The following is a 23,799-nucleotide window of genomic DNA, read 5'->3' on the forward strand; positions in this document are numbered from 1 at the left end:
CCTCAGCTGTAGTCGCTCAGGTATTCCTTGAGCGAGGGGGTGCTCGCGGTGAGCGCGACCGGCGGGACGTTCACGCCCTTGTTCGGCTTGCCCTCCAACAGGTCCGCCGCCACGTCGGTGACCGCGAACCCGATGTCCCGGATGCGCACCGCGACCGAGACCCGGTAGATCCCGCCCTGCGACACCGCCTGAAGGCCTTCCTTCGACCCGTCCTGGCCGCCGATGAAGATGCCCGGGTCCTTCGGGTTCTTGCCCGCGTTGAGGAACGCCTGCTGCGCGCCCAGGGCGACGTCGTCGTCGTACCCGAGCACCATGTTGAGGTCGGGGTGCGCCTGCAGGACCGTGCGGGCGATCTGCTCGCCGTCCGCGCGGGTGCCGGCCTTCTGCGTGGAGACGATCTCGACGTTGCCACCCGCGGCGAAGGACGCCTTCAGGCCGTCGTCGCGCTGCGCACCCACCGCGAGGTCCCGGTTGTTGAGCACGAGCACCTTCACCGGTCCCTGGTGCTGCTTGGCCCACTCGGTGGCCGTCTTGCCGAGCGCCTGACCGCTCTCGAGGCCGCTGAACAGCACCGAGGCGTCCTGGTTCTTCAGCGGCGAGGCGTAGGAGACGAACACCGTGCAGTTGCCCCGTGCCTGCTGTGCGAGCGGTTCCATCGACGCCGGCTCGAGCGGGTAGGACACGATCGCCGGGATCTTCTGCGTCACCCAGGTCTGCACGTTCTGGGTCTGCTTCTGCAGATCCTCGTCGTCGGCGGTGTACTTCATCTGGTACCCGCGGGCGGTGGCGCGCTGCTCGGCGAACCGTTTGAGGTCGCCGTAGACCGACAGCGACGTCAACGGGTAGTCGAAGCCGATCACCTTGTCGGTGGAGCGCTTGCACGACTGGCCGCCGGAGGCCGAGCCGCTGTCCTGGGTGATGCCACCGCAAGCGGCCAGGGACAGAGTCAAGAGGGCCACCGCGGTGGCGCCGGCCAGCCGGCAGAACGGGACGGGGTGTTTCATCGAAATTCTCCCTGCAATCGGGATTCGGGGGGACCGATTTTCAGACGCGAGCGCGGAAGTTGCCGAGCACGTTGTTCAGCAGCCGGGAAACGTTGTTCTCGTAGCCGTTCCACGGCAGGCAGCCGGTGAAGCAGATGGAGCCGACGGAGAAGACCGCACCGCCGCCCGGGCGCTCGACGATCACCATGTCGGAGCGAACGAGATCGGACTCGCTGCCGCCCAGCCCGGGGGCGAGCATCAGCACGTCCTCGACGGCGAGCTGGTAGAAATCGCTGTGGCGCTGTGAGGTGGCCAGCACAGCCGTGTTCGGCGGGCTGCCCAGGGTGAAGTCGCAGCGGTCGAGTTCGTCGCCGCTCGCGCCGTTCATGATCAGACCGAAATCACCGATGAGATGGTCGTCGATGCCTTCGAAAACCCAGGCCCATTCGGGCTCGTAGGACAGTGGGGTGCGCTCGAAGGGCGGGGCCTTCTCGTCCCAGCCCTGGCTGCACATGCCGACTCCGGCGAGCTTGTTGGGCGACCGGCCGCGCCAGCGCCACAGCCCGCCCGGCTCGCCGGTGGTCGAGTGGTGGCCCTCCCCCGGCTGGATCTCCCAGGTCCGGATGCCGCCCGAGCGACGCACCTCCAGCACGCCCGGCTGTTCCGGGTCCTGCGAGGTGACCCAGTAGAACCCGTTGCCGCCCAGGTACATCAGGCAGTGTCCGGTGTCGACGTGACGCTGCAGCGCGTCGAGCATCGCCCCGCTGTAGTACTCGGGGTGCGAGCCGGTGAGCACCACCTGGTAGCCGTCCAGCGCGTGCTCGGGATCGGCGTGCAGGTCGTGGTCGCTGAGCACGTCGTGCTCGACGCCGTTTCGGACGAGCCAGTGCTCGAGGTAGAGGTCAGCACCCAAGCTGCGCGGCGCGTTCTGCAGCCACATGCGGTAGTCCGGGCGCAGGTTGAGGATCGGCCGCAACGCGCTCGTGTAGCAGATGCCGGAACCGTCGCTGTGCAAGTCGTAGAGGCTGGACCCGAACTCCGGGTGCTCGGCGAGCGTGACGTCGTGCAGTCCCGGCGTGATCGGATGGTCGGTGATGCCGGCGGCCTCGTAGTCGAGCCGGTGCTGGAGGCGTTCGTTGGCGTAGGCCAGGTAGGTGAAGGTCGGGATCAGGTAGGCGACCTTCGGGCGGGACGCACCGGTCGCGGGCGCCACCACAACCGGGATGTGGTCGGTTTCCTCGCCGTCCCGGGTGGTCCCGCGGAGCCGGACCGCGTAGATGCCGCTCGGCAGGTCGGCCGGCAGGTCCACCCGGGCCGTCTCGGGCCAGCCGGCGTCGATCAGGTCGTCGTCGTGGAAGTGGATCGCGGCGTACTGCTCCGGCGCGGCGGCGCAGTCGTGCACCTCGCCGGTCCAGGTGTGCCCCGTCATCGCGCGCGCCGGCTTGTTCACCAGCAGGCCGTGCCGGCCCCGACCGGAGACGTCCTCGGCGGTGTCGGTGGCGAAACCACGCTCGAAGGCCCACTCGGCGAGCGTGTCTTCACCGGAGGAGAGCACGGGATGCTCGACCTTCCCGTTGAACACGGCACCGGGGAAGTGCCGGGTGCCCTCCGACCGGCAGCGCAGCGCGGCGACCAACACCCCGCTCGCGGCCGAAAGGTCCACTTCGGACTCGCCACGCAAGCTGACCGGCTTTTTGTCACCCGGGAACGGTTCCAGCGGCACGATTTCCAATGCCACACCACCGGCGCCGACCTCGGCGGAGACGCGGTACCAGCGCCGGTTCGCCAGCGGCCGGGCGGCCTCGAGCAGCACCGCACCGGCACCGGTGGACAGCCGGAGGCGGCCGGACTCGCCGAGTGTCACCGCGACGACCGGCTCACCCCCGGCGTCCACCACGCTCAGCACACCCTGTTCCCGGCCCGCGTCCACAGTGGTCGGCCAGATCACCACTCCGGCGCTCAGCCGGGTGGTGCCGGCCGGGACGACGTCGTCCGCTCGCAGGCAGGAGCCCACCGGCGTGACCTGCTCCCCCGCGACCACGACCTGGCTGGGGACGGAAGCCACGTCGCTGCTGAGGAAGCCGGGGCCGAGCGGGTTCGTGTCGCCGTGCAGGAGCCGGACGAGATCGACCGTGACCTGCCCGCCGTCACCGCTGATCCGGACCGGGAGCGAGTCCCCCGGCCGGGCGGACAGCTGGTCCAGGTAGCCGATCAACCTCATGAACGCTCTCCGCCCATTCGCCTCGTGCCCGAACTTCCACAACAACGGTCGGGACTGCCCTGCGGTTTCTGATTGCGAGGACCGTACCTGTGACCGAACTTCCACGCAATACCTCGTATTTACGAGGAGGTTTCCGCGCATCACGTTCTCGTTACGGCGCCGGCACGGCAGCCGGACAGTGCCTGGTGTCGAGAACCGCGGCCCGTCACCACCAGGTGCAGGCGTAGCCGAGGAACAGGCCGACACCCGCTGAGATCGTGGTGAAGAACCCTAGGCAAGCGGTACGGAGACTCCGACTGTCGTGCCGCCGCCTTGCGGGCTGTGCAGCCACAGACGGCCGCCGAGCGCTTCGACTCGGTCGGCGAGGCCTGCCAGCCCCGAACCACGGGAGGGATCTGCTCCGCCCTCGCCGTCGTCCTGGACTGTGAGCCGCAGTGTGCCGTCATCAGAGGTGAGCAAGATGTCGCTCATGGTCGCCTTCGCGTGCTTGGCCGTATTGGCCAGTGCTTCGGCGACGGTGTAGTAGGCGGCGATCTCGACCGGGTCGGCGAACCGCACCTGCGTGCGGACGTCGAGGTGGACGGGCAGAGTTGCGCGTCGGGCCAACGACTTCAACGCCGGCTGCAGTCCGCCCTCCGCGAGAACGGCCGGGTGTACGCCGCGGGAGATCTCACGGATCTCGTCGAGCACGCTGCTCAGCCCATCCGCGACGCTGTCGAGCTGTCGAACCAGTTCGCCCGCGTTCGCCGGCGCGGACAGCTGAGCTTCGCGCAGCAGCAGCGCCAAGGTCACCAGGTGCTGCTGCACGCCGTCATGCAGGTCTCGCTCAATGCGACGGCGTGCGGTGTCGGCCGCGGTCACGATCCGTGCCCGAGACGCCCGCAACGCCGCTTGTGCCTCGGCTTTCGCCAGTGAGGTGCCGACCAGTTCGGTGAACGCGGTCAGCCGTTCCTCGGTGAGCGACGGCAACCGCTCGGTTCCGGCGGTCGCCACACTGATGATGCCCCAGACCCGTTGTTCGACGTTGATCGGGACACCGACCGCCGAGCGCGATGCCGGAGGCCACGAGGACGGTGCGGCGGCGGCGGGCTTGACGCTGTGGTCGTCGATCCTGGCATGCGCGCGAGTCCGGAAAACCTGTGTGTGCAGACGGTCGCTGTCGAACGGCAATGGCTGACGCGCGGGGAATGGCTCACCCGGACGGGACCGCTGCCAGCCGCCCACGACAGTCGCGGTGCCGTCGAGGTCGTACCGGCTCAGAACGGCAAGGTCCACCCCCAGCAACATCCCGACCTCGGTGGCAACGGCGGTGAACACCTCACCCTGCGGTGCGGCGCGAGCGACCAGCGTTGCCACGCGACGCAGCGCGGCTTGCTCATCGGCGTACTGGCGCAACTCCAGCCGGGCCAGCGTATCCGCCAGCGCTGTCGCGACCAGCTTGGTGAATGCGGTCAACCTGCCTTCGGCATCCGCGGGCAGTGGCTGCTCGCGCGTGGACATCACGCTGATGCAACCCCACAGCCGCCCCTCGACGCTGATCGGTGCCCCGACCGCGGAACGGATGCCGAGCTTACGGATCCGGTGGACGACGGCGCCTGAACTCTTCCGGTAGTCGTCTATCCGGGCAGTCCGACCCGTCCCGGACACCAAGGTCGGTATGTTCGTGCCGGCCAGGTCGTACTGGGTGCCGATGACGACCGGCCCCGTGCCGTCATCGGTCCGGCGCCACCCGCCGACGAGCGTCGCGCGATCGGCCGCGTCGAATCGGCTCAGAAACGTGAAGTCGGCCTCCAAGACCCGGCCGACCTCGGCCGCGACCGCGACGAACACGTCCTCAGGTGCGGCAGCACTCGCGACCAGCGTTGCCACCCGGCGCAGCGCGGCTTGCTCATCGGCATACCGACGCAGTTCGACCCGTGCCTGCGTGTTCGCGATCGCCGTCGCGACGAGCTCTGTGAATCCGACCAGGCGTCCTTCGGTGTCGTCTGACAACGTTCGTGGTTGCAACGACAGAACGACTACGGCACCCCACAGCCTGCCCTCTACGCTGATCGGCACGCCCACCACGGAACCAAGCTGCTTGCACGCTCCTGTGGTGGGCGTGTCGACGAGTTCGTTGACGTGGTCGATTCGCACTGGTCGAGCCGTCTCGTGCACCAACGTCAACACGCTGGAGTCATCCAGATTGAACCGGGTGCCGGGACGCGGCGAGTTCGTGGCGGTCCGTGTCCACACCCCGACCGCGACGGCGATTCCATCCTCGCCGTACCGGTTGATCGTGGTGATGTCGGTGCCGACGACACGCCCGATCTCGGCGGCGACAGCCGCGAACACCTCGTCGGGCGGCACAGCGGCCGCCACCAGCGCTGCCACCCGCTGCAGCGCCGCCCGTTCCTCAGCGATCCGCTCGTCCGTCCGGTCAGCCGTCAGATCCTCCGCGCCGGCGACGTCACGCACTGGACGCCACCGATACCCCACACTGCGCCCGGCGGTGAACCCAGTCAAGGCGCCCGGAGCTCGCGCGTCCGGTGGCGACAGCGGCCGTCAATACGTCCCTCCGTCGGAAAGATCCGCCTGTCAACAGCCCGAGCGCCTTTTCGAACGAGAAACTGCTCCACCAAAAACCCGGCTACTTCGTGGGCCTCGGACTTGGCAGCACCCATCCCCTATCTGACTCGAAACAATTGGCCGATACCCACACGTCGCACGTTTGACCGGCTCCGGGCAGGGTACGTCCGAAACCACGGCCCGCTCGGGTCGCGCAACCCGGCCGAAAGGAGTACCCCATGGCCGGCCAGGAAGATCAGCACGGCTGGGCACAAGACATCGGCACCGAGGGCGGCGCCGCCGCCGAGGCCGCGCGCAAGGCGCGAGAAAAGCCCACCCACGAGCCCGATCCTCACCGCGACTACTCACCGAGCGGCACGCTCTCGGACACAGACACGGAACCCGGTTCACCTTTCGGCGCGGGCGAAAGCACTACGCGCCGAGGGGAAGAGATCGGCCCGGATCCCGGCGAGAACGTCGAGGGCTACAAGGACGTTTCTCAACGGCCCTACGGTGGCACGCGCGAGTAGCGACAGCCGTTCACCTGCATCCCTCTGAGAGCTCGAAGGGTGACCTCCTTCCGGGCCGCCGACCGCGATCATGGACCGGGCACGCAACGCTGTCCGCGCCTCGGGCCGGGGCGTCATCTCCGACGTCACTCCGGGCGGGCTTTGTTGCTGGGCGGGCTGCGACACCGCGGGCCTCCATTCGGCGGGCGCACCGTTATCGCCCAGGTACCCCGTTCAGCCGGTTCACGCCCCGACACCCCCGACTCGCCCACCAGGCCTGAATCACCGCACCGTCGTGCGTCCTCGATCTTCGAGCCACCTCCTGGTGCCCGACACCGCCAGGGTCAGCCGACTAAGCGATGACGGGCCTCGTCGGCTTCACTTTCTCGTGCCTGCGCGCCCGGTTGGACGCGACCCCGGCCGGGTAGCCGCTCCGGCAACGCCGCATCACGGGGAAGAAGGTCCCGATGAATCCCGAGCTGCCCTTGGCCGACGAGCTCGCCGGCGTGTTCGCCAGACTGTCCGGCCTACTGCTCACCGCCGAGACCGTGCAGTCGGTGCTGAGGCTGATCACCGCAGCGTCGCGGGAAGTGTTCCCTTCCGCCGTGGGGGCGGGGGTGACGATCGCCGGGGACCAGGGCACGCCGGTGACCTGGGCTGCCACCGGCGAAGAGGTCGAACGGGCGGACCGCCTTCAGTACGAGCTGGGGTCGGGGCCGTGCCTGACGGCGTGGCAGGAAAGCTCGGTGATCGATGTCGGCGACCTGCGCGACGAGGACCGCTGGCCGGATTGGACCGCTTCGGCCGCCGGCCTCGGTCTGCGGTCCGTGCTGAGCGCGCCGATGGTCACGGGCTGCCGAAGCCTCGGCGCCCTCAAGATCTACGCCGGCCGGCCGCACGCGTTCGAGAAACGGGATCGGATGCTGCTCACGATGTTCGCGTCACAGGCCGCGGTCCTCGTGGCGAACGTGCGGGCGGCCGATGCCGCCGGGCGGCTCAGCACCGAGCTTCGGTCGGCCCTGCGTGCCCGGGACGTCGTCAGCATGGCCGTGGGAGTCGTGATGGGTCGCGACCACACGTCCGAGGAAATGGCCTTTCTCCTGCTGGCGGACGAGGCCTCGCGAGCCCACACGCCGCTGCAGGACAACGCCGAGGCAGTGCTGCGCTCGACCGTGCGGCCACGCCGATGAGCGCGCCCGACAGGGATGGGCAGCAACGCGAGATCCTCCTCGCCTACCGGCACGCCGACCTGACCGCGGAACAGCTTTGGACCCGTTATTTCGCACTCCGCGGCAGCCACGACCTGGTGGCGGTCGAGGCGTACCTGGACGGTGTCGCCGAGCTGCCACGACACCAGTGCGACCTGCTGGCCCAGGCGGTCAACGAGCGCCTCGACGAGGTTTCCTGGACCCGTCGTGCCCCCTACAGCCGAACTCTCCGCCCCAGCCGGCCGCGCGATGATTCGCTGGCCGCGCTGGTGCACTTGCTCGAAGGTACGGAGCTGGCACCGCCCGAACGGCTCGCCCACCTCGTCGAGGAGGCGGGCAGGCTGATCGGCGTCGGGTTCAGCCCCTACCTCGTCGACTACGCCCAGCAGTACCTGCACCCGCTGTCCGCCGCCGGAGATCCCGGACCGCCGCTGCCGATCGACAGCACACTGGCCGGGCGCGCTTTCCGCAGTCTCGAGGTGCTGCCCGCGGATTCGGCCGGATCGCCGTGCCTGTGGGTGCCGCTCGTCGACGGTGTCGAGCGGATCGGCGTCCTGCGGGCCGACGTCGCCGACGAGGACACGCTTCAGGACCCCGGCCTGCGTGCGCAGTGCCGGTGGACGGCTTTGCTCATCGGGCACCTCGTGGTGCTGATGACGCAGTACGGCGACGGGCTGGATGCGGTGCGCCGGCGCAGGGACCGGACGGTTCCGGGCGAGCTGATCTGGTCCTTGCTGCCGCCGCTGACCGCGGGCGTCGACGGTTTCGTCGTCACCGGTGTGCTCGAGCCGCGGCACGCCGTGGCCGGAGACGCCTTCGACTACTCGCTCTCGGACACCACCGCCTTGCTGTTCATCGTCGACGCCGTCGGGCACGACCTGCGCAGCGGCCACATCGCCGCCACCGCGCTGGCCACCCACCGCAGCGCCCGCCGCGCCGGCTACGGGCTCTTCGAGCAGGCCCGCCAGATCGACGAAACGATCGCCGCGGCGTTTGGCAACGCCATCTTCGCCACGGCCGTGTTCGTCGAGGTCGACCTCGCGACCGGGAGGATGCGGTACATCAACGCGGGTCACCCGGAACCGCTGCTCATGCGCGGCGGCAGGGTCGTCAAGCGGCTGATCGGCGGCAGGCGCGCCGCGCTGGGGCTGGGCTCCGGCGAGCTGGTGGTCGGAGAGGAACAGCTGCAGCCCGACGACTGGCTGGTCCTGTACACCGACGGCATCACCGAGGCCCGAAACAGCGAGGGCGAGTTCTTCGGTGAGGCGCGGCTGGCGGACTTCCTGCGACGCGAAGCGTCCGCCGGGTACCCGCCACCGGAAACCGTGCGACGACTGATCCAGGCCGTGCTCACCCATCACGACGGCTCGTTGCAGGACGACGCCACCGTCCTGCTCGCGCGGTGGACCGACCCACGCAACCTCATTCCCAAAGGGTGACGTCCCTTCCGCATGGAGGGAGTTCCGAGCGGATTCGCACACCAAGGACGACGAGGCTGGGCAACGCAACGCCCACGGCCGGCGCCCCTGCCACACGCATCCCGCCTAACGCGGTTTCGGTTGCCCCCCGGCTTGAGCTCGCCGCGGATGGCTCCTTGCCCGTTTGCCGTTGTCGCCGGCTCAAAAATCACCGAATGGAGCCGGGACATCGGACCTCGGACCAGCCCGGGGTCAGCGACCCAATGCGTGCTACAGCTCCTTCTTCGCCATGTTCGACGAGCCCTTGATCTTGCGTCTTTCGCCTCGTTGCAGAGCTGCTCCTTGGTCGCCCGCCCGGCATTGATCAGCGCTCCGCCGGGGGCCAGACCGCGGTCAGGCCCCCGGTCGGAGGAGGATTTTCTGGGCGCCGTAGAGCTTTTTCTGGAACATCTCGTACGCACGCGGCGCGTCGGCCAGTGGCAGGGTGTGAGTGGCGAACCCTTCGACGCCCAGCGGATCACCGTCGGCCGTCAGGACGGGCATGATGTCGCCGAGCCAGTGCCGGACGTTCGCCTGGCCCATGCGCAGCTGGATCTGCTTGTCGAACAGCTCCATCATCGGGATGGGGTCGACCATGCCGCCGTAGACGCCCGACAGTGAGATCGTGCCGCCGCGCCGGACGGTGTCGATGGCGGCGTACAGCACGCTGAGCCGGTCGATGCCGGCCTTCTCGGTGATCTTCGCGGCGATCGGCTGGGGCAGCAGGCCGACCACACTTTGCGCCAGCTTGCCGACCGGCGCGCCGTGAGCCTCCATCCCGACTGCGTCGATGACGGAGTCCGCGCCACGGCCATCGGTGAGCTGCCGCACCGTGTCGGCGATGTCCTTGTGGTCTCGCGTGTCGATCGCCGTCGCGCCGTGCTCGCGGGCGCGGGCCAGGCGCTCCGGCACGAGGTCGACGCCGATCACCTGGGCCGCACCGCGGTGCCGCGCGACGCGGCACGCCATCTGCCCGATCGGGCCGAGGCCGAACACCACAACGGTGCCGTCACGCGGGACGTTCGCGTACTCGACGGCCTGCCACGCCGTCGGGACCACATCGGACAGGTAGACGAACCGCTCGTCCGGCGGCCCGTCCGGCACCTTGATCGGCCCGTACTGCGCCTGCGGCACCCGCAGGTACTCAGCCTGCCCGCCGGGTACCTGGCCGTAGAGCTTCGTGTAGCCCAGCAGTGCGGCGCCCTTTCCCTGCGACGTCACCTGCGTCGTTTCGCATTGCGACTGCAGGCCACGCTCGCACATCCAGCAATGCCCGCACGAGATGTTGAACGGGATCACCACCCGGTCGCCGGGCTTGAGGTCCGCCACGCCCGCGCCGACCTCCTCGACGACGCCCATCGGTTCGTGGCCCAGGATGTCGCCCTCGGTCATGAACGCGCCGAGCACCTCGTACAGGTGCAGATCCGAGCCGCAGATCCCGGTGGACGTGATCCGCACGATCGCGTCAGTGGGCTCCTCGATCTTCGGATCGGGGACGTCGTCGACGCGAACGTCGCGTTTGCCCTGCCAGGTCACTGCTTTCATGGCGCCGCCTCGTCTTCCGTGGGTGTTCGCTCCCACCGGTTTCCCGCCGGGAGCGAGCGCAAACCGGGGACGGCGGGGATCAGGAGGCGGCGATCCGGAAGGTGCGCAGCCGGGGGTCGGCCGGATCCGAGGCGTACAGACCGGCCTCGAGCCCGCTGAGCAGGTAGGGAGCGGCACCTGCTCCAGCTCCAGGTCGCCGGGGCCGGGCAAGTCGACGGACTTCGCGGCTGGCAGCTCGGCCGGCGACCGAACCGCCGTCACGAGCCGGGCGGCGGTCTGCTCGTCGTCAGCGACGGTGAGCTGTGCGGTCACCCGCCGGTGGTCCGACAGCCCGAGGTCCAAGCGGTGTTCGGCGCGCAGCCAGTGGTTGGCGTCGTACCCGGAGCAGCCGAGGTCGGCGACGTCGAGGACGATCTTGAGTGGATCCTGGTCGTCGGCCGGCCCAGGGCCGACGAATCCTCGCGTGCCATCACCCGGATCCCCGGGACAGCCACCAGCTCCGCGCGGGTCGCCTTCGCCAGCCCGAGCACGTCGTCGAGAAGCTCATGGCCGTGCTCGACCGTCTGCCGGTGCCACCCGCGGAGTCCCGCGTAGATCAGCGACGAGGGGTTAGTGGTGTCGAGCAGATCGGCCCGGGCAGCGAGCAGCCGCGGGCCGACGAGGTCGCCTTGCGGTGTTCATCGCCCATTTCGGCAGGACGGGGTGGAACCGCAGGTGTGCGCCACAGGCCTCGTCGCGATCAACGGCACGCCACGCTCATGGCACCGCCGCGCGGTATCACGGAGGGCCAATTCACCGAGCGGGTCGACCGTCAGCGCACTCGACGGTTGGGCCGGCCCGGCGGCGGTTAACCCCCTACCATGACTGGCCAACGGATCGTCGTGACCGGCGCGACCGGCAACCTGGGCACCGCCGTGGTCCGCGCGCTCGCCGCGGACCCGGCCGTCGGGTCCATCGTGGGCCTCGAACGCCGGCCCGCCGCGGCCCCTCCGCCGAAGACCCAGTACGTGCCGCTCGACGTGACCCGGGACGACCTCGCGCTCACCCTGCGCGGTGCCGACGCCGTGGTGCACCTGGCGTGGCTGTTCCAGCCGACGCATCGGCCGGACCTCACCTGGCAGACCAACGTGCGAGGCTCGCTGCGCGTTTTCGAAGCAGCTGCCGAGGCCGGTGTACCCACAGTCGTCTACGCGTCCTCGGTCGGCGCCTACTCGCCGGGTGACGGTGACCGGCGGGTGAGCGAAGACTGGCCCACCCACGGCTGGCCGACCGCCGCGTATCCCCGGGAAAAGGCTTACGTGGAGCGGTGTCTCGACACGTTCGAACGGGAGCACCCGGCGACGCGGGTCGTGCGGCTGCGCCCCGGCTTCGTGTTCCAGCGCTCGGCCGCACCGGAGCAACGGCGGCTGTTCGCGGGCCCGTTCGTGCCCGGCTCCCTGGTGCGACCCGGTTTCGTCCCGGTGGTCCCGGACGTGCCGGGGCTGCGGTTCCAGGTCGTGCACAGCGACGACCTCGCCGACGCCGTGCGCCGCTGTGTGTCGCGCCCGGTCCGCGGCGCGTTCAACCTCGCGACGGACGACGTCGTCGACCCCGCGTTCCTGGCCCGGCTGCTCGACGCCCGGCTCGTGCCGGTGCCGCCGTGGCTCGTCCGCCCGGCGCTGGCCGCCGCGTGGCGGCTGCACCTCGTGCCGGCCACGCCGGGCCTGTTCGACACGGTGCTGCGGCTGCCGTTGCTGGACACGACGCGCGCGAAGTCCGAACTGGACTGGCACCCCCGCCACACCGCCGCCGAAACCCTTGGCGAGTTCCTCGCCGGCCTTCGCGAAGGCACCGGCGGCGGCACGCCCCAGCTCGCCGGCGACGACACCCGGAAGAGCGAGATCTCGTCCGGTATCGGGCAGCGACCCTGAACTTTCACGGGATGAAGTCCGGTGATTCCCGGCTCAGCCGGACTCGTCCGTCGCCTGATGCTCACTACCGACGGGCTTCGACTCCGGGGAGCTGCGCTGTCGCAGGTAGACGCCGAAGATGGCCATACAGCCGATGGCGAGGAACTCCGACTGCCAGTTCTGCAGCGTGCGATCCCAGAAGTCGGCCGAGAGCAGCCCGCGAACGACGACGAGGTGAGGTACTCGCCCAGCCTCACGGCCGGGATGCCGTGGGCCAGCCGGCTGTCGTTGAAATCAGCGAGACCCGACCAGGCCTGGCCGGCCAGGGTGACGAGGGACAGGCCGCCGAACGCGAGGGAAGTCCGTTGTCGCGCACGAAAATCCGCCGGGTCATCGGCTCAGCACCCCGATCACGATGAAGTACGCGAGGCCGGCGAGAACCAGCACCAGGTAGCCCGCGAACACCGCGCGCGCCCTCATCGGCCACCCACCGCCCAGTCGCAGACCTGCTCGTTACGGGGGCGGCAGCCGGCGCCCGTGACCCGCCAGCCGTCGGGGAACTCGTGCAGGAACAAGGTATCGGCGCCCGAGCGGGCCTGAGTTTCGTCACCCAGACCCGGCCGACGTGACGGGCGCGCGGGACCAGGGCCGCCAAGCCCCGGCACCCGGCGGCCCGAGCGCGTCACGCGCGCGGTGCGAGCAGAGCACAGGCGTCGGCCCCCGTCGACGCCGCGGTGACGAACTTCTGCGCGGCGGCCTGGGCCTCACCGTCACCGGCGGCCCCGCAGCCGGCGACCGCCGTCAGCACCACTGCCGAGGTCACGCCCGTGATGATCTTGCGCACCCTGCCGGGTACCCGCTCGCGCCGAAGCCCAACGCCGGCCCACCGACGACGACGCGGATCAGGCAGTCGCGCTGCTCAGCTTCAGCGGGTCCTTCGGCGCCCGCCCCCGCGCGTCCAGCATCTGCTGGCCGAGCTCCTGCAGGCGCTTGCGCCCCATCGCCGCGCGCACCTGCGGGAACCAGTCGTCCTCCTCCTCATCCACGTGGTGGCGGACGTTCTCAGTCAGCACCGTGACCTTCGCGTCGAACGTCTCGTCCGTCGCAGCGAGGCCCGTGAGCTCAGAAAGCATCCACACCACCACGTGGTGCTCCTCGACGCTTTCCAGCACGTGGTCCTTCGTCTCGGGCACGGCCTCACGAGCGGCGGGATAGAAGATCTCTTCCTCGATGTAGGCGTGGATCGTCAGTTCCTCGATGATCGAGTCGGCGATCCGGCGCTTCTCCTCGTAGGCATTCTCTCCCGCCTTCTCGAACTGCTTGAACAACCCCTCCACCGTCTTGTGGTCCTTCTTCAGCAGCACGATCGCGTCCGTGGACACAGGCCCTCCTCGGTCAGGCTCCACCCGGCGGCCGCCGCCGGCTCACGCCGGAATACCCCGGCTGACGGCATGGAAACCTGCCGAGGAACTGATCAACCGGCGGGCGTGACCGCGTGGACAGCCGAGGCGACATCGCCGCGCACCGTCAGCTCCTCACTGAGCCCCAGCAAGTCCAGGATGCGCACGACCTGCCGGTTGCCGCTCGCGATGGCGACGGAGGTGTTTTCGCGGGCGGCGCGGCGGCGGAGCAGGACCAGGCTGGTGATGCCGCTCGAACCGAGGAAGTCCACAGCGGACATGTCGACGACGAGCGCCGGGCCGGAGGCTTGGAGGCCCGAGTCCAACGCGGTGTCGAAGTCCGCCGCGGTGGCGAGGTCGACGTCGCCGCGAACCCGGACGATCGTGACGGGACCGTCGGTGTCGGTTTCCGCCTCGAACGGCGGTCTCGGGAAACCGGCGGGCGGGGTGTTCATGTTCGTCTCCTTCGGCAGGTGGCCGACGTTGGCCGCCGGAGTAGGCGTCTCAGTTTATCCAGGAAGCCAGGGCCCGTGCAGATCACCGGCGACGGAAGGCCAGCAACGCGATGTCGTCCTGGGCGTTGCGGCCGAAGCGTTCGAGCAGGTCGTCGCACAACTCGTCGAGGTCGGTGTCCTGGGTGAGGGCCGTGGCGAGGGAGGCCATGCCGTCGTCGATGGTTTCGCCGCGCCGCTCGATGAGCCCGTCGGTGACCAGGAGCACGAGCGCGCCGGGTTCGAGGTGCCAGGAAGTCGCCGCGGGCCGGTCGAGGCCGATGCCCAGGACCGGGCCGCTGACGTCGAGGTAGCGGACGCCGCGCGCGTCGGCGGTCAACGGCGGGATGTGCCCGGCCGAGGCGATCTCAACGGCTCCGCTCTCCGGATCGACGAGGATCAGGCACATCGTGGTGAGGTCGCGCGGGTGGAACCGCTGCAGCATCGCGTCGAGGCGGTCGAGGATGGCCACCAGACCGTGGCCCTCGACGGCGTAGGCACGCAGCGCATGCCGCACCTCGCCCATCACCGTGGCCGCCGCGAGCGAGTGGCCGGCGACGTCGCCGACGGCGATCAGCGTGCGACCGTCGAGTTCGGTGACCTCGTAGAAGTCGCCGCCGATCTCGGCATGCCGGGAGGCGGGCTGGTACCTGGCCGCCATGTCCAGTCCGGGCGGGATCGGCAGTTCGCGAGGCAGCAGACTCTGCTGCAGGGTGACGGCGAGCGCGTGTTCCTCCGACAGCGTCCGCATGCCCTCGTACGCCAGCGCCGCCGCCTGGCCCAGTTGGGTGAGCAGGTCGCGGTCTTCTTCGGCCGGCGCCGTTTCGCTGTCGACCGCGATGCAGATGGCCGGGGTGGCGGTGGTGGAGCGGGCCAGCACCAGAGTGGACGGCCGGCCGGCGCGCCAGTCCAGTTCCAGGTGCTCGGCCACCGCGATCCGGGAACCGCTGCCGAGCACCCTGCCGGTCAGCGCGTCGAGAACGGCGACCGGCTCGGTGCCGAACACGACCGACCGGCCCGAAGCGGTAGCAGTGCGCAGCTCGCCCAGCGGTGTGAGAGCCAGGACCGCGGCGGAACCATCGAGCACGGCGGCGGTGCCGGTGGCCGCGGCGGCCAGGAACTCGTCGAACGTCGTGGCGGAGTTGACCGCGATCGACGTTTCGGTGAGCAGCGCGAGGCGACGCACGAGGCGTTCGGCCGTCGACCGGGCGCGGTAGTAGCGCAGCGCCGACTCGACGGTCGCGACGAGCACGGCCGGGTCGACCGGCTCGATCAGATAGCCGTCGGCACCCCGGTTGAGGCCTTTCGTGCGGTCCTCCGGCTCGATGGCGGTGGCCGAGATGTGGATGACCGGCATGGCCGCGGTCCGGGGATTGCCCTTGACCTGTTCGCACACCTCGAATCCGCTCATGTCCGGCAGGTTCACGTCGAGCAGCACGAGATCGAGCCGCTCGGCTCCCAGCAGTGCCAGCGCTTCGCCACCCGTGCGCGCTTCGGTGACGCGATACCCCTTGCGGCGCAGCCAGCTGCTGGCCAGGTATCGGCTGGCTTCGCTGTCGTCGACCACGAGGATTGAGCCGAGCGGGTGGGAACCGAGCTCTCCCGGTGTCGTCATCGGGGCACCGTCCTTCGTGCAACGGCGAATGCTTCGCCGACAGCAAGCCTGATCGTCTCGGCCGAGATCTGCGACTTGAGCAGCAGCGCGGCCCGCAGGCCACTGCCTGTGAGGTCCAGCCCGTCGGGGACCGCGGAGGTCAGCACCACGACCGGGAGATCCCGCGAGCCCGGTTTGTCCCGCAGCACGGTGAGGACCTCGCGGCCCTGCATGCCGGGCATCGCGAGGTCGAGGAACACGACGTCGGGCCGCAGCTCGGTGAGGATGTCGAGCGCCTCGCGGCCGTCGGAAGCGTGGCGGATGTCGCCGGCGAGCTCGGCGATCCGGCCCGCGAACAGCCTGCGGAAGCCGGGGTCGTCGTCGACCAGCAGCACCGTGCCGAGGCGGGTGATGTCGCGGCCCGGTGCCTCGACGGGAAGACGGAGCTCGACGGTCGTGCCGCGGCCCGGCTCGCTGTCGAGCGTGAGCTCTCCGCCGAGGATTTCGGTGAGGCGGCGGGCGTAGGGCAGGCCCAGCCCGGTGCCACCGGCGCGCGCCTGCAGCGCACCCGGCACCTGGTGGAACTCTTCGAACACCCGCTCGTGCTGGTCGGGCGGGATGCCGATCCCGGTGTCGGTCACCACGAACCGCACGTGTCCGTGGTCCGGCTGCACGGCGAGCCGGACCTCGCCGCGTTCGGTGAACTTCAAGCCGTTGGACAGCAGGTTCCGCAGGATCCGGGTCAGCATCGTCTCGTCGGTGACGATTGCCTCGACCTCGGGCTTGTCGTCGATCCGCAGCTCGACCGCGGCGGACGGGACGGTGGAGCGCAGCGCGCCCTTCAGCTGGAGGAACAACGCCCGCAGGTCGACCGGCGCGAACTGCGGAACCAGCCGCCCGGACTCGGCTTTCGCGGTGTCGAGCAGCTCGTTGATCATCGCGAGCAGCGTCGCGCCCGACTCGTCGATGAGCCGCACCTGACGCGCCTGATCTGGCGTCAGCGGCCCGGTCTCCGGCGACGCCAGCATCCGCGCGAGTCCGACGATCGAGTTGACCGGCGAACGCAGCTCGTGGCTGACGTTGGACCAGAACCGGGTCTGCGCGTCGTTGACCGCGGCCAGCTGGGTCGTTTTCTCATTCAGCTCCGCATACAGCGCGACGACGCCGCGGTTGGTCTCCTCCAGTTCCTCCGACAGTTCCTTGTAGAGCGCGACCACGCCCTGGTTGGTCTCCTCCAGCTCCGCGTTGAGGCGCAGCAGCTCCTGCTGCTTTGCCTCGAGGTCGCCGAGGGTGCCGAGCAATTCCTGGTTGTGCGCGCGAAGCTCGTCGAGAGGGTTGACGACGCCGCTCGCGGCCAACCGGTCGCGCAGCGAGTCGACGACGGCCTTCGGCAGGAACGCCCCGGTGGCCTTGCTCATCACCACCTGAGCGGTGGTGCCGCTGTGGGTGGCACGCAAGTCGTCCATCAGCCGCGCCGCGGTGCCGCGGCCGACTTTCAGTACCTCACCGGGTGGCGGACCCTGCCAGGAGAACTCGATGTCCAACGCCGAACGTCCCTGCGACGTCAGCGCGAACACCACCGCCGCCGGCACGCCGGCCCGGACGAGGTCGCGTCCGACATCGCTGAGCGCCGTGGCGACCCGGACCTGGTCCTGCGCGTCCAGCCCGATCGCCTCGGCCACTTCACGGCCGCGCTGGCGGACGGTGAACACGTCCGGCTCGCCGGTGATGCTCAGGCGGAGCAGTTCCCGCGAGGTCATGGCCGTGGCTTGCCGACGAGCACGGACGCGTCGTCCTTGCGGACTCCCGCGTCGCGCAGCAGTACCGTCGCGATCACCAGCGGCGACGCCGCGAACAACGCGCGCCGGTCTTCGGGGTTCCAGCGCTCGGTGAGGCCGTCGCTGTGCAGGACCACGGCCGCGCCGGGCGGGAGGTCGTAATCGAACGCGCGGATGGACCGGGCTTGGTAGCCGGCCACGCCGGGTACGGAAACCATGCCGCCTTTGCGGCCGTCGGACACCACCGTGGCCGCGATGTTGCCCAGCCCGGCGAACCGGACCCGGCCGGCCCCGAGGTCGAGGTCCGCGACGGCGACGGCACCTCCGCGCGTGCCGCGCAGCTCGGAGTGCAGCTGCGCGACGAGGTGCTCCGGCACGTCGTCCGACCGCTCGCAGAACAGCCGGACCGCGGCCTGGGAGGCGGCGGCCGCGAGCGGACCGTGCCCCGAGCCGTCACACATCATCAGCCGCAGGCGGCCGTCGGACCGCGTGACGGCGTACGCATCCCCGCAGACGACTTCACCGTCGATAGGGCGCGTGATTCCCGCTGCGTCGCCGTCGACGATCTCCGGCAGCGGCGCGCGGCCTGGATGGAACCGAGCCGTGACGACCGTGCCGCGCCCGGGTTCGGAGAACACCCGCACCGTGTCGGCGAGCCGGTGCACGGCGCCGAGGCCGACGCCCAGCGTGCCCGTGGTTGAGCTGCCGTCCTCGGTGGCCAGGCGCACGTTCGCGATCCCGGGCCCGTGGTCGAGGGCCACCACCTCGAGCGCGGCCTGGGTCGTCGCGCGCACCGCGCGCACCACGATCGAGCCCCGCTCGGCGTGCTTGTGCAGGTTCGTCGCCAGCTCGGTGACCGCGATCCCGATCTCCGCCACTCGCGTTTCCCGGAACCCGAGCCGCTCCGCGAGCGACGCGGCCGTGCGGCGGGCACTGCCCGCCGTCGCGGGTTCCTCGACCCGGATCCACGCCACGTCGTCGGCCACGGGTAGGCACGTCGTGCTGGTCACCTCGACCACTTCACCACAGTAACGTCGGTTCCGCGGCCCACCTCGGTGTCGAGGGTGAACTCGTCGACCAGCCGCCGGGCCCCACTGAGGCCGAGTCCGAGGCCGGTGCCGCTGCTCCACCCGTCGGCCAGGGCGAGTGTGGTGTCGGGAATGCCGGGGCCGTCGTCGTGGAAGGTCGCCTTCACCCCGGTCCGGCGGCCGTCGCCGACGATCTCGACGCACATGGTTCCACCGCCGCCGTAGATCAGCGTGTTGCGGGCGAGTTCGCTGGTGGCCGTGACCAACTTGGTCTGGTCGACCAGTGAGAGCTTCACCTGCTGGGCGATCGTCCGCACGAGCTGGCGAGCCCGCACCACATCGGCGTCCGCGGAGATCGTGACCCCGTCCACCGAGCCGGTGGTCACCGGCGCTCCACCGCGGACGCCTCGTCACCTGCGACCGACAGACCCCTCCTTCGCGCGGCGAGGCCACGAAGGATCTTCATGCCCTTGTCCAGATCCAGCGCAGTGCGCACATCGCCGAGCGTCAGCCCGAGCTCGACCAGCGTGATCGCCACCGCGGGCCGCATCCCGACCACGACGGTGTCCGCGTCGAACAACCGCGACAACGACGCGATCGTGGCGAACATCCGGCCGATGAACGAGTCGACGATCTCCACCGCCGAAATATCGATCACCACGCCCGACGCGCCGGTGACGCTGATCTTCTCCGCCAGGTCTTCCTGCAGGGCCATCACGCTTTGGTCCTGCAGGTCGATCTGGATGGAGACCAGCAGCACGTCGCCGATCTTGAGGATGGGAACGCGTTCCATCAGGCGAGCCGCTCGCCCGAACGGCGAACCATGTCCACGCCTTCCCGGCGCAACGCGTGGCGCAGCGCATCGGCCAGCGTCGCCTTCGTCGTGATGTCGCCGAACTCGATGCCGAGCGCCACGATCGTCTGCGCGATCTGCGGCCGGATCCCGGAAATCGTGCACTCCGCACCCATCAGGCGAGCGGCGACGACCGTCTTGAGCAGGTGCTGGGCCACCTGGGTGTCGACCGCCAGCACGCCCGTGATGTCGATGATCGCCTGCTCGGAACCGGTTTCGACCAGCGCCTCGAGCAGCTTCTCCATCACCACCTGCGTGCGCGCGGAGTTCAGCGTGCCGATCAGCGGCACGGCGAGGACTCCGTCCCACAGCTTGACCACCGGGGTCGTCAGCTCGAGCAGCTGCTCGGACTGTTCCTTGATGATCTCCTCGCGCGCGGCCGCGAACGTCTCGAACGTCCACAGCCCCAGTGCGTCGAGCAGGCTGGAGAACGCCAGCACCTCGCGGAACAGCGCCGGGGCGTCGCCGGTCTCGGTCAGCTCGGACACCACGCGCTTGAGCGCGAACACGCTCGACGCCGTCTCCGACGGACTGAATCCCTGGCGCGCGCGGTTGCGCGACAGCTCCGCGAGCAACGCCTTGGCCTCGCCGAACTTCTCCCCGTCGAGGCTCTCGCCGTCGCCGCCGATGACCGGCTCGATCGCGGCCAACAGCTCCCGCAGGTCACGCTCGAGTTCGACCGTCGTCAACCGGCCCCGAACGCCTGCGACGGCGACCTCCACCCACCGGGCGAGCAGCCGTTCCCGGTTGTCGCGCACCAGGTTCGGCAGCCGACCGACCCGCCCCTCGCCGGTAGTCATCCCGAACCTCCTCGCGCGTCGACAAACCGAACGCAAAGCCTAGTCCGGTGAGCGTGCGCGCCGAGGTGTCGGCCCCTCGAAGGGCCTCGCTCGTTCAGCCGTCCGTGCTGCGAGCCCGTAGTCTTGGCAAGGCTGTTGCGGCCACTCGCCAGGCGAGAAGGAGGCCGGCACGATGGATCAGGCAGAGTTCGCGACCCCGTTCGGCCTCCGGCTCTCCCACGACCGGGTCGGCGCCGTCCGCGTCGTGCGCGCCGCCGGCGAGGTCGACGCGGCGACCGCTGAGATGCTGCACGAAGCCGCGATGCTCGGCGGTGGCGAAGAACCGACCACGCTGGTCCTCGACCTGAGCGAGGTCACGTTCCTCGACTCGGCCGGACTGACCGTGCTCGTCCGGGTCGAACGGAAGCAGCGCGCCCAGGGCGGCTCGCTGGCCGTCGTCACGCGCAACCGCGCGGTTCTACGCGTTCTGGAGATCACAGGCCTGGACCGGTCACTCACGATCCTGTCCACTGTGGACGAAGCGCTGAACTGAGTCAGCGCCCGGGGTCCACGTCGAGCACGGTTTCCGCCCACACCGTCTTGCCGGTGGCACTCGGTCTCTGACCCCAGGAATGGCTGAGGCCCTCGATCAGGTACAAGCCGCGGCCGCCCTCCGCGGTCGGCGTGCGGGGGGTCGCGAGCTCGGCGCTGCCGTCGGACACCTCGACCCGGACGAATCCCTGGCGGTGCCGCAACCGCACCAGAACCGGCGGGGCACCGTGTTTCAGCGCGTTGGACGCCAGCTCGTCCAGCACCGCGATCACGTCGTCGACCTGCTCGGCGACGGCGTACCGCAGGTGTTTCCTGGCCCAGGACCTGAGGTGGGCCAGCTCGTGAACGGAGCCGTTCAAGGAAAGAGTGACCGCCTCCAGTTCCATGCCACCCCTCCGCTTTGTGCCCATTCGCTGCCCAAGACCACCGTGTATTCCGCCGGCTGCGGGCTACCCGCGAACTGACGCCGCCAACCCCGGTAACGCACGGTAGACGAGCCAACCGAAAGCCGTGATGCCGGGACCCCGTGTGGTCCAAGTGAACGTGGCCGGGAAACCGTCCGCCGTGTCACGCCCCGAGAAAGGGTCCGCCGATGTCCGAGCTCAATCGCGCCGCCGCAGTGCGCCGGACGGGAGCGCCCACAGGACCACGAAGAGCACCAGCACGAGCCCTGCGACGACCGCCGCTGTCGTCGCCGCGGCCGCGAGCAGGACGGCGCTCAGGTGCTGAGACGCCCGGTCGGCCGCACCCACCGTCCGACGCTCGGCTTCGAACTCGGTCATCGGACGGGGTTATCCGGCCCGCGTGCAGGGTAGCCCGACGGGGAACCGGCCCCGTTCTCGTTCACCGAGCACGAGCCGACGACCACAGCGGCAGCGCTGAACGCCGGCCGCAGAGGAGGGACCGATGATCGAAGTGACCCGCGTGGTCGACGCGCCGCCTTCGGCGGTGTTCGCCGTGCTCGCCGACGGCTGGACCTACTCCGGCTGGGTGGTCGGCAGTGCCCACATCCGCGACGTCGAGGCCCCGTGGCCCGCAGTCGGGGCGCGACTGCACCACAGCGTCGGCGTCTGGCCCCTGCAACTCGAGGACACCACCGTCGTCCTGGCCGTCACGCCGGGCGAATCATTGCGGATGGAGGCCCAGGGCTGGCCCTTCGGCACGGCGGAAGTCGAGGTGACGCTCACCCCCCACGGTGGCGGCACGCTCGTGCGCATGGGCGAACGAGCCTTGCGGGGCCCGGGAAAGCTGTTGCCCGAGGCCGTCCAGGCGGTATTCCTGCGCCCGCGTAACCGCGAGTCGCTGGCCCGGCTAGCCGCACTGGCGGAGGGCCGCGCGCGGAAGACCACCGAGCCGTGAGTCCTCAGTGGACGAAATCCCTCAGCCGTACACCACGCGGTTCGCCGCCTTGATGAGCGCCGCGTACCCATCGCCGAAAATTCCATTGCGGGCCAACGCCGCGCGGGCCGCATTGGCTCCCGGGCCACCGTGGACGGCGCCGCCGGGGTGAGCGGACGCGCCCGCGAGGTAGAGGCGGTCCACGGGGGTGTCGGCGCGGCCGAGGCCGGGCACAGGACGGAAGAACAGCTGCTGGTGGATCGCCGTCGTGCCGCCGTTGATGGCTCCGCCGACCAGGCTCGGGTCGTGGTCGGCCAGTTCCGCCGGCCCCTGGACGTAGCGGTCCAAAATCCGGTCGCGGAAGCCCGGGGCCTGGCATTCGATCGAGTCCTCGATGGCCGCCGCCCGCCCGGCCAGCGCCGACGGCGTCGCGACCGACCCCCGCGGCACGTGCGTGTAAGCCCACACCGCTTCCGTTCCGGAAGGTGACCGGGTCGGGTCGGCCGTGGTCATCTGGCCCAGCAACAGGAACGGCCGCCTCGGCACGCGGCCGCGGGCGAGCTCCGCGCCGAACGCCGCCAACCCGTCCTCGTCACAGCCCAAGTGAACGGTCCCGGCACCCGCGGCCTCGTGCGCGGTCCACGGCACCGGGGCGGACAGCGCCCAGTCGACCTTCACCGTCGCACTGTCCCATTCGAACCCGCTGAGGTCGTTCACCAACCGGGCCGGCAGCCACTCCGGCGCGACCAGTTTCCCGTACAACGCGGGCGCCGGCACATCGGCCAGCACCGCCCGCCGCGCGCGTATGGCGTCGCCGTCGGCACACCGCACACCCACCGCGCGCCCATCTGCCACGAGAATCTCGGTCACCTCGCGTCCACAGTGGAGGGAACCACGGTCTCCCAACCGCTTCACCAGCGCCGCCACCAGCTCCCCCGCACCACCTTCGGGCACCGGGAACCCGACATCCTGCGCCAGCATCGCCAGCAGCCACCCGAATACCGCGCTGCCCGCATTGTCCACCGACAGGTCGCTGTGCGCGGCGTTGCCCTCCAGCAGCAACCGCGCGCCCGCACCGGAAAACCGTTCCTCGGCGAACCGGCGCACGGGCAGCGTCAGCATCCGCGCGAGGCGCAGGGCTTCGGCGGTGCCGGTGCGCCGCAGCAACCGCGCGGCAGGGCGTACGGGTGGGAAGGGCGTGAACAACGCGTCGAGCAGCCGGTCCCGCAGCTGCTGCCACTGCGCGAACAACGCCTGCCAAGCCTCGCCGTCCCCGGCGGCGAACCGGTCCACCGACGCCGCCGTGCGGTCGACGTCGCGGGACAGCACGGCGCACCGGTTGCCCGGCAGCACGTGCGCGAGGACTTCGGGTGCGTGCCGCCAGCGCAGGCCGTGCTCCTCGAGCCCCAGCCCCCGCACGATCGGCGAGGCCGCCGACATCGGGAAAAACGCGCTGCACAGGTCGTTGCGGAAGCCCGGCGCGGTCACCTCCGCGGTGCGCACCGCCCCGCCCGGCGTGTCCGTGGCCTCCAGCACCAGCACGTCCCAGCCGGCGTCGGCCAGCAGGTTCGCGGCGACGAGCCCGTTGTGCCCGGCCCCGACCACGATCGCGTCGACGGTCTCCACC

At 70.2% G+C, this 23,799-nt stretch carries 23 protein-coding genes and 1 pseudogene; 6 read left to right on the forward strand and 18 right to left on the reverse strand.

The window, feature by feature from the left end; genetic code table 11:
* Positions 1-2: 2 nt before the first annotated feature.
* From AB0383_RS03730 to AB0383_RS03740, 3 genes are all read right to left on the reverse strand, one after another.
* Positions 3-1,004, reverse strand: coding sequence for a sugar ABC transporter substrate-binding protein (locus AB0383_RS03730; protein WP_366184997.1), 1,002 nt, complete (start codon positions 1,002-1,004; stop codon positions 3-5).
* Between the two features lie 40 nt (positions 1,005-1,044).
* Positions 1,045-3,204 carry a N,N-dimethylformamidase beta subunit family domain-containing protein gene (locus AB0383_RS03735; RefSeq protein ID WP_366184999.1) on the reverse strand — a complete coding sequence of 720 codons (2,160 nt, stop codon included), beginning with the start codon at positions 3,202-3,204 and terminating at the stop codon, positions 1,045-1,047.
* Between the two features lie 270 nt (positions 3,205-3,474).
* Complete coding sequence (locus AB0383_RS03740; protein ID WP_366185001.1) at positions 3,475-5,661, reverse strand: GAF domain-containing protein; 2,187 nt, start codon at positions 5,659-5,661, stop codon at positions 3,475-3,477.
* Positions 5,662-5,990: 329 nt separating this feature from the next.
* Between AB0383_RS03740 and AB0383_RS03745 the strand changes: the two genes are divergently transcribed.
* The 3 genes from AB0383_RS03745 (at position 5,991) to AB0383_RS03755 (ending at position 8,907) form a co-directional block, all read left to right on the forward strand.
* Complete coding sequence (locus tag AB0383_RS03745; RefSeq protein WP_364176105.1) at positions 5,991-6,281, forward strand: hypothetical protein; 291 nt, start codon at positions 5,991-5,993, stop codon at positions 6,279-6,281.
* A 446-nt stretch (positions 6,282-6,727) separates the two neighbouring features.
* Positions 6,728-7,450 (forward strand): GAF and ANTAR domain-containing protein, encoded by a 723-nt coding sequence (locus tag AB0383_RS03750; RefSeq protein WP_364176108.1) that lies wholly within the window; start codon positions 6,728-6,730, stop codon positions 7,448-7,450.
* A complete protein-coding gene (locus AB0383_RS03755; protein ID WP_366185004.1) occupies positions 7,447-8,907 on the forward strand; it encodes a PP2C family protein-serine/threonine phosphatase in 1,461 nt (486 codons plus the stop codon). Before AB0383_RS03750 ends, AB0383_RS03755 begins: the two co-directional genes overlap by 4 nt.
* Before the next feature lie 372 nt (positions 8,908-9,279).
* Here the strand turns inward: AB0383_RS03755 and AB0383_RS03760 are convergent, their stop codons facing one another.
* Positions 9,280-10,470, reverse strand: a complete 1,191-nt coding sequence (locus tag AB0383_RS03760; RefSeq protein WP_366185006.1) for a zinc-dependent alcohol dehydrogenase — start codon at positions 10,468-10,470, stop codon at positions 9,280-9,282.
* Positions 10,471-11,330: 860 nt separating this feature from the next.
* Here AB0383_RS03760 and AB0383_RS03765 point away from each other — a divergent pair.
* Complete coding sequence (locus tag AB0383_RS03765) at positions 11,331-12,380, forward strand: NAD-dependent epimerase/dehydratase family protein (protein ID WP_366185008.1); 1,050 nt, start codon at positions 11,331-11,333, stop codon at positions 12,378-12,380.
* Between the two features lie 33 nt (positions 12,381-12,413).
* On the opposite strand, the gene AB0383_RS03770 is transcribed toward AB0383_RS03765, so the two are convergent.
* The 11 genes and pseudogenes from AB0383_RS03770 to AB0383_RS03820 all read right to left on the reverse strand — a co-directional run bounded on the left by AB0383_RS03770 (position 12,414) and on the right by AB0383_RS03820 (position 20,303).
* A complete protein-coding gene (locus tag AB0383_RS03770) occupies positions 12,414-12,575 on the reverse strand; it encodes a DUF6766 family protein (protein ID WP_366185503.1) in 162 nt (53 codons plus the stop codon).
* A 62-nt stretch (positions 12,576-12,637) separates the two neighbouring features.
* Positions 12,638-12,700, reverse strand: a pseudogene (locus AB0383_RS03775) (hypothetical protein); the annotation flags it as partial.
* Positions 12,701-13,041: 341 nt separating this feature from the next.
* Positions 13,042-13,182, reverse strand: a complete 141-nt coding sequence (locus AB0383_RS03780) for a hypothetical protein (RefSeq protein WP_366185010.1) — start codon at positions 13,180-13,182, stop codon at positions 13,042-13,044.
* 79 nt (positions 13,183-13,261) lie between these two features.
* A complete protein-coding gene (locus AB0383_RS03785) occupies positions 13,262-13,741 on the reverse strand; it encodes a hemerythrin domain-containing protein (protein ID WP_366185012.1) in 480 nt (159 codons plus the stop codon).
* 92 nt (positions 13,742-13,833) lie between these two features.
* Complete coding sequence (locus tag AB0383_RS03790) at positions 13,834-14,214, reverse strand: STAS domain-containing protein (protein ID WP_364176126.1); 381 nt, start codon at positions 14,212-14,214, stop codon at positions 13,834-13,836.
* 82 nt (positions 14,215-14,296) lie between these two features.
* A complete protein-coding gene (locus tag AB0383_RS03795; protein WP_364176127.1) occupies positions 14,297-15,865 on the reverse strand; it encodes a fused response regulator/phosphatase in 1,569 nt (522 codons plus the stop codon).
* Positions 15,862-17,604 carry an ATP-binding protein gene (locus AB0383_RS03800; protein WP_364176130.1) on the reverse strand — a complete coding sequence of 581 codons (1,743 nt, stop codon included), beginning with the start codon at positions 17,602-17,604 and terminating at the stop codon, positions 15,862-15,864. The genes AB0383_RS03795 and AB0383_RS03800 overlap by 4 nt, the downstream gene beginning before the upstream one ends.
* On the reverse strand, positions 17,601-18,641 hold the full coding sequence (locus AB0383_RS03805) for an ATP-binding SpoIIE family protein phosphatase (protein WP_364176132.1): 1,041 nt from the start codon (positions 18,639-18,641) through the stop codon (positions 17,601-17,603). The genes AB0383_RS03800 and AB0383_RS03805 overlap by 4 nt, the downstream gene beginning before the upstream one ends.
* On the reverse strand, positions 18,629-19,036 hold the full coding sequence (locus AB0383_RS03810; protein WP_364176135.1) for an anti-sigma regulatory factor: 408 nt from the start codon (positions 19,034-19,036) through the stop codon (positions 18,629-18,631). Before AB0383_RS03810 ends, AB0383_RS03805 begins: the two co-directional genes overlap by 13 nt.
* Positions 19,033-19,443: an STAS domain-containing protein gene (locus AB0383_RS03815; RefSeq protein WP_364176138.1), complete on the reverse strand. Its 411-nt coding sequence runs from the start codon at positions 19,441-19,443 to the stop codon at positions 19,033-19,035. The genes AB0383_RS03810 and AB0383_RS03815 overlap by 4 nt, the downstream gene beginning before the upstream one ends.
* On the reverse strand, positions 19,443-20,303 hold the full coding sequence (locus tag AB0383_RS03820; protein ID WP_364176140.1) for an STAS domain-containing protein: 861 nt from the start codon (positions 20,301-20,303) through the stop codon (positions 19,443-19,445). The genes AB0383_RS03815 and AB0383_RS03820 overlap by 1 nt, the downstream gene beginning before the upstream one ends.
* A 172-nt stretch (positions 20,304-20,475) precedes the next feature.
* Here AB0383_RS03820 and AB0383_RS03825 point away from each other — a divergent pair, with 172 nt between their 5' ends.
* Positions 20,476-20,835: an STAS domain-containing protein gene (locus AB0383_RS03825; RefSeq protein WP_366185017.1), complete on the forward strand. Its 360-nt coding sequence runs from the start codon at positions 20,476-20,478 to the stop codon at positions 20,833-20,835.
* A 1-nt stretch (position 20,836) separates the two neighbouring features.
* Here the strand turns inward: AB0383_RS03825 and AB0383_RS03830 are convergent, their stop codons facing one another.
* Together AB0383_RS03830 and AB0383_RS03835 are read right to left on the reverse strand one after the other, a co-directional pair.
* Complete coding sequence (locus AB0383_RS03830) at positions 20,837-21,220, reverse strand: ATP-binding protein (RefSeq protein WP_366185019.1); 384 nt, start codon at positions 21,218-21,220, stop codon at positions 20,837-20,839.
* A gap of 216 nt (positions 21,221-21,436) precedes the next feature.
* Positions 21,437-21,616, reverse strand: coding sequence for a hypothetical protein (locus AB0383_RS03835; protein WP_364176148.1), 180 nt, complete (start codon positions 21,614-21,616; stop codon positions 21,437-21,439).
* Between the two features lie 124 nt (positions 21,617-21,740).
* Here AB0383_RS03835 and AB0383_RS03840 point away from each other — a divergent pair, with 124 nt between their 5' ends.
* On the forward strand, positions 21,741-22,193 hold the full coding sequence (locus AB0383_RS03840; protein ID WP_366185022.1) for an SRPBCC family protein: 453 nt from the start codon (positions 21,741-21,743) through the stop codon (positions 22,191-22,193).
* 21 nt (positions 22,194-22,214) lie between these two features.
* Here AB0383_RS03840 and AB0383_RS03845 read toward each other — a convergent pair whose 3' ends face one another.
* Positions 22,215-23,798, reverse strand: coding sequence for an NAD(P)/FAD-dependent oxidoreductase (locus AB0383_RS03845; protein WP_366185024.1), 1,584 nt, complete (start codon positions 23,796-23,798; stop codon positions 22,215-22,217).
* Position 23,799: the final 1 nt, after the last annotated feature.

Source organism: Amycolatopsis sp. NPDC051373 (assembly GCF_040689465.1).
In the GTDB taxonomy this organism is placed as follows: Bacteria; Actinomycetota; Actinomycetes; order Mycobacteriales; family Pseudonocardiaceae; genus Amycolatopsis.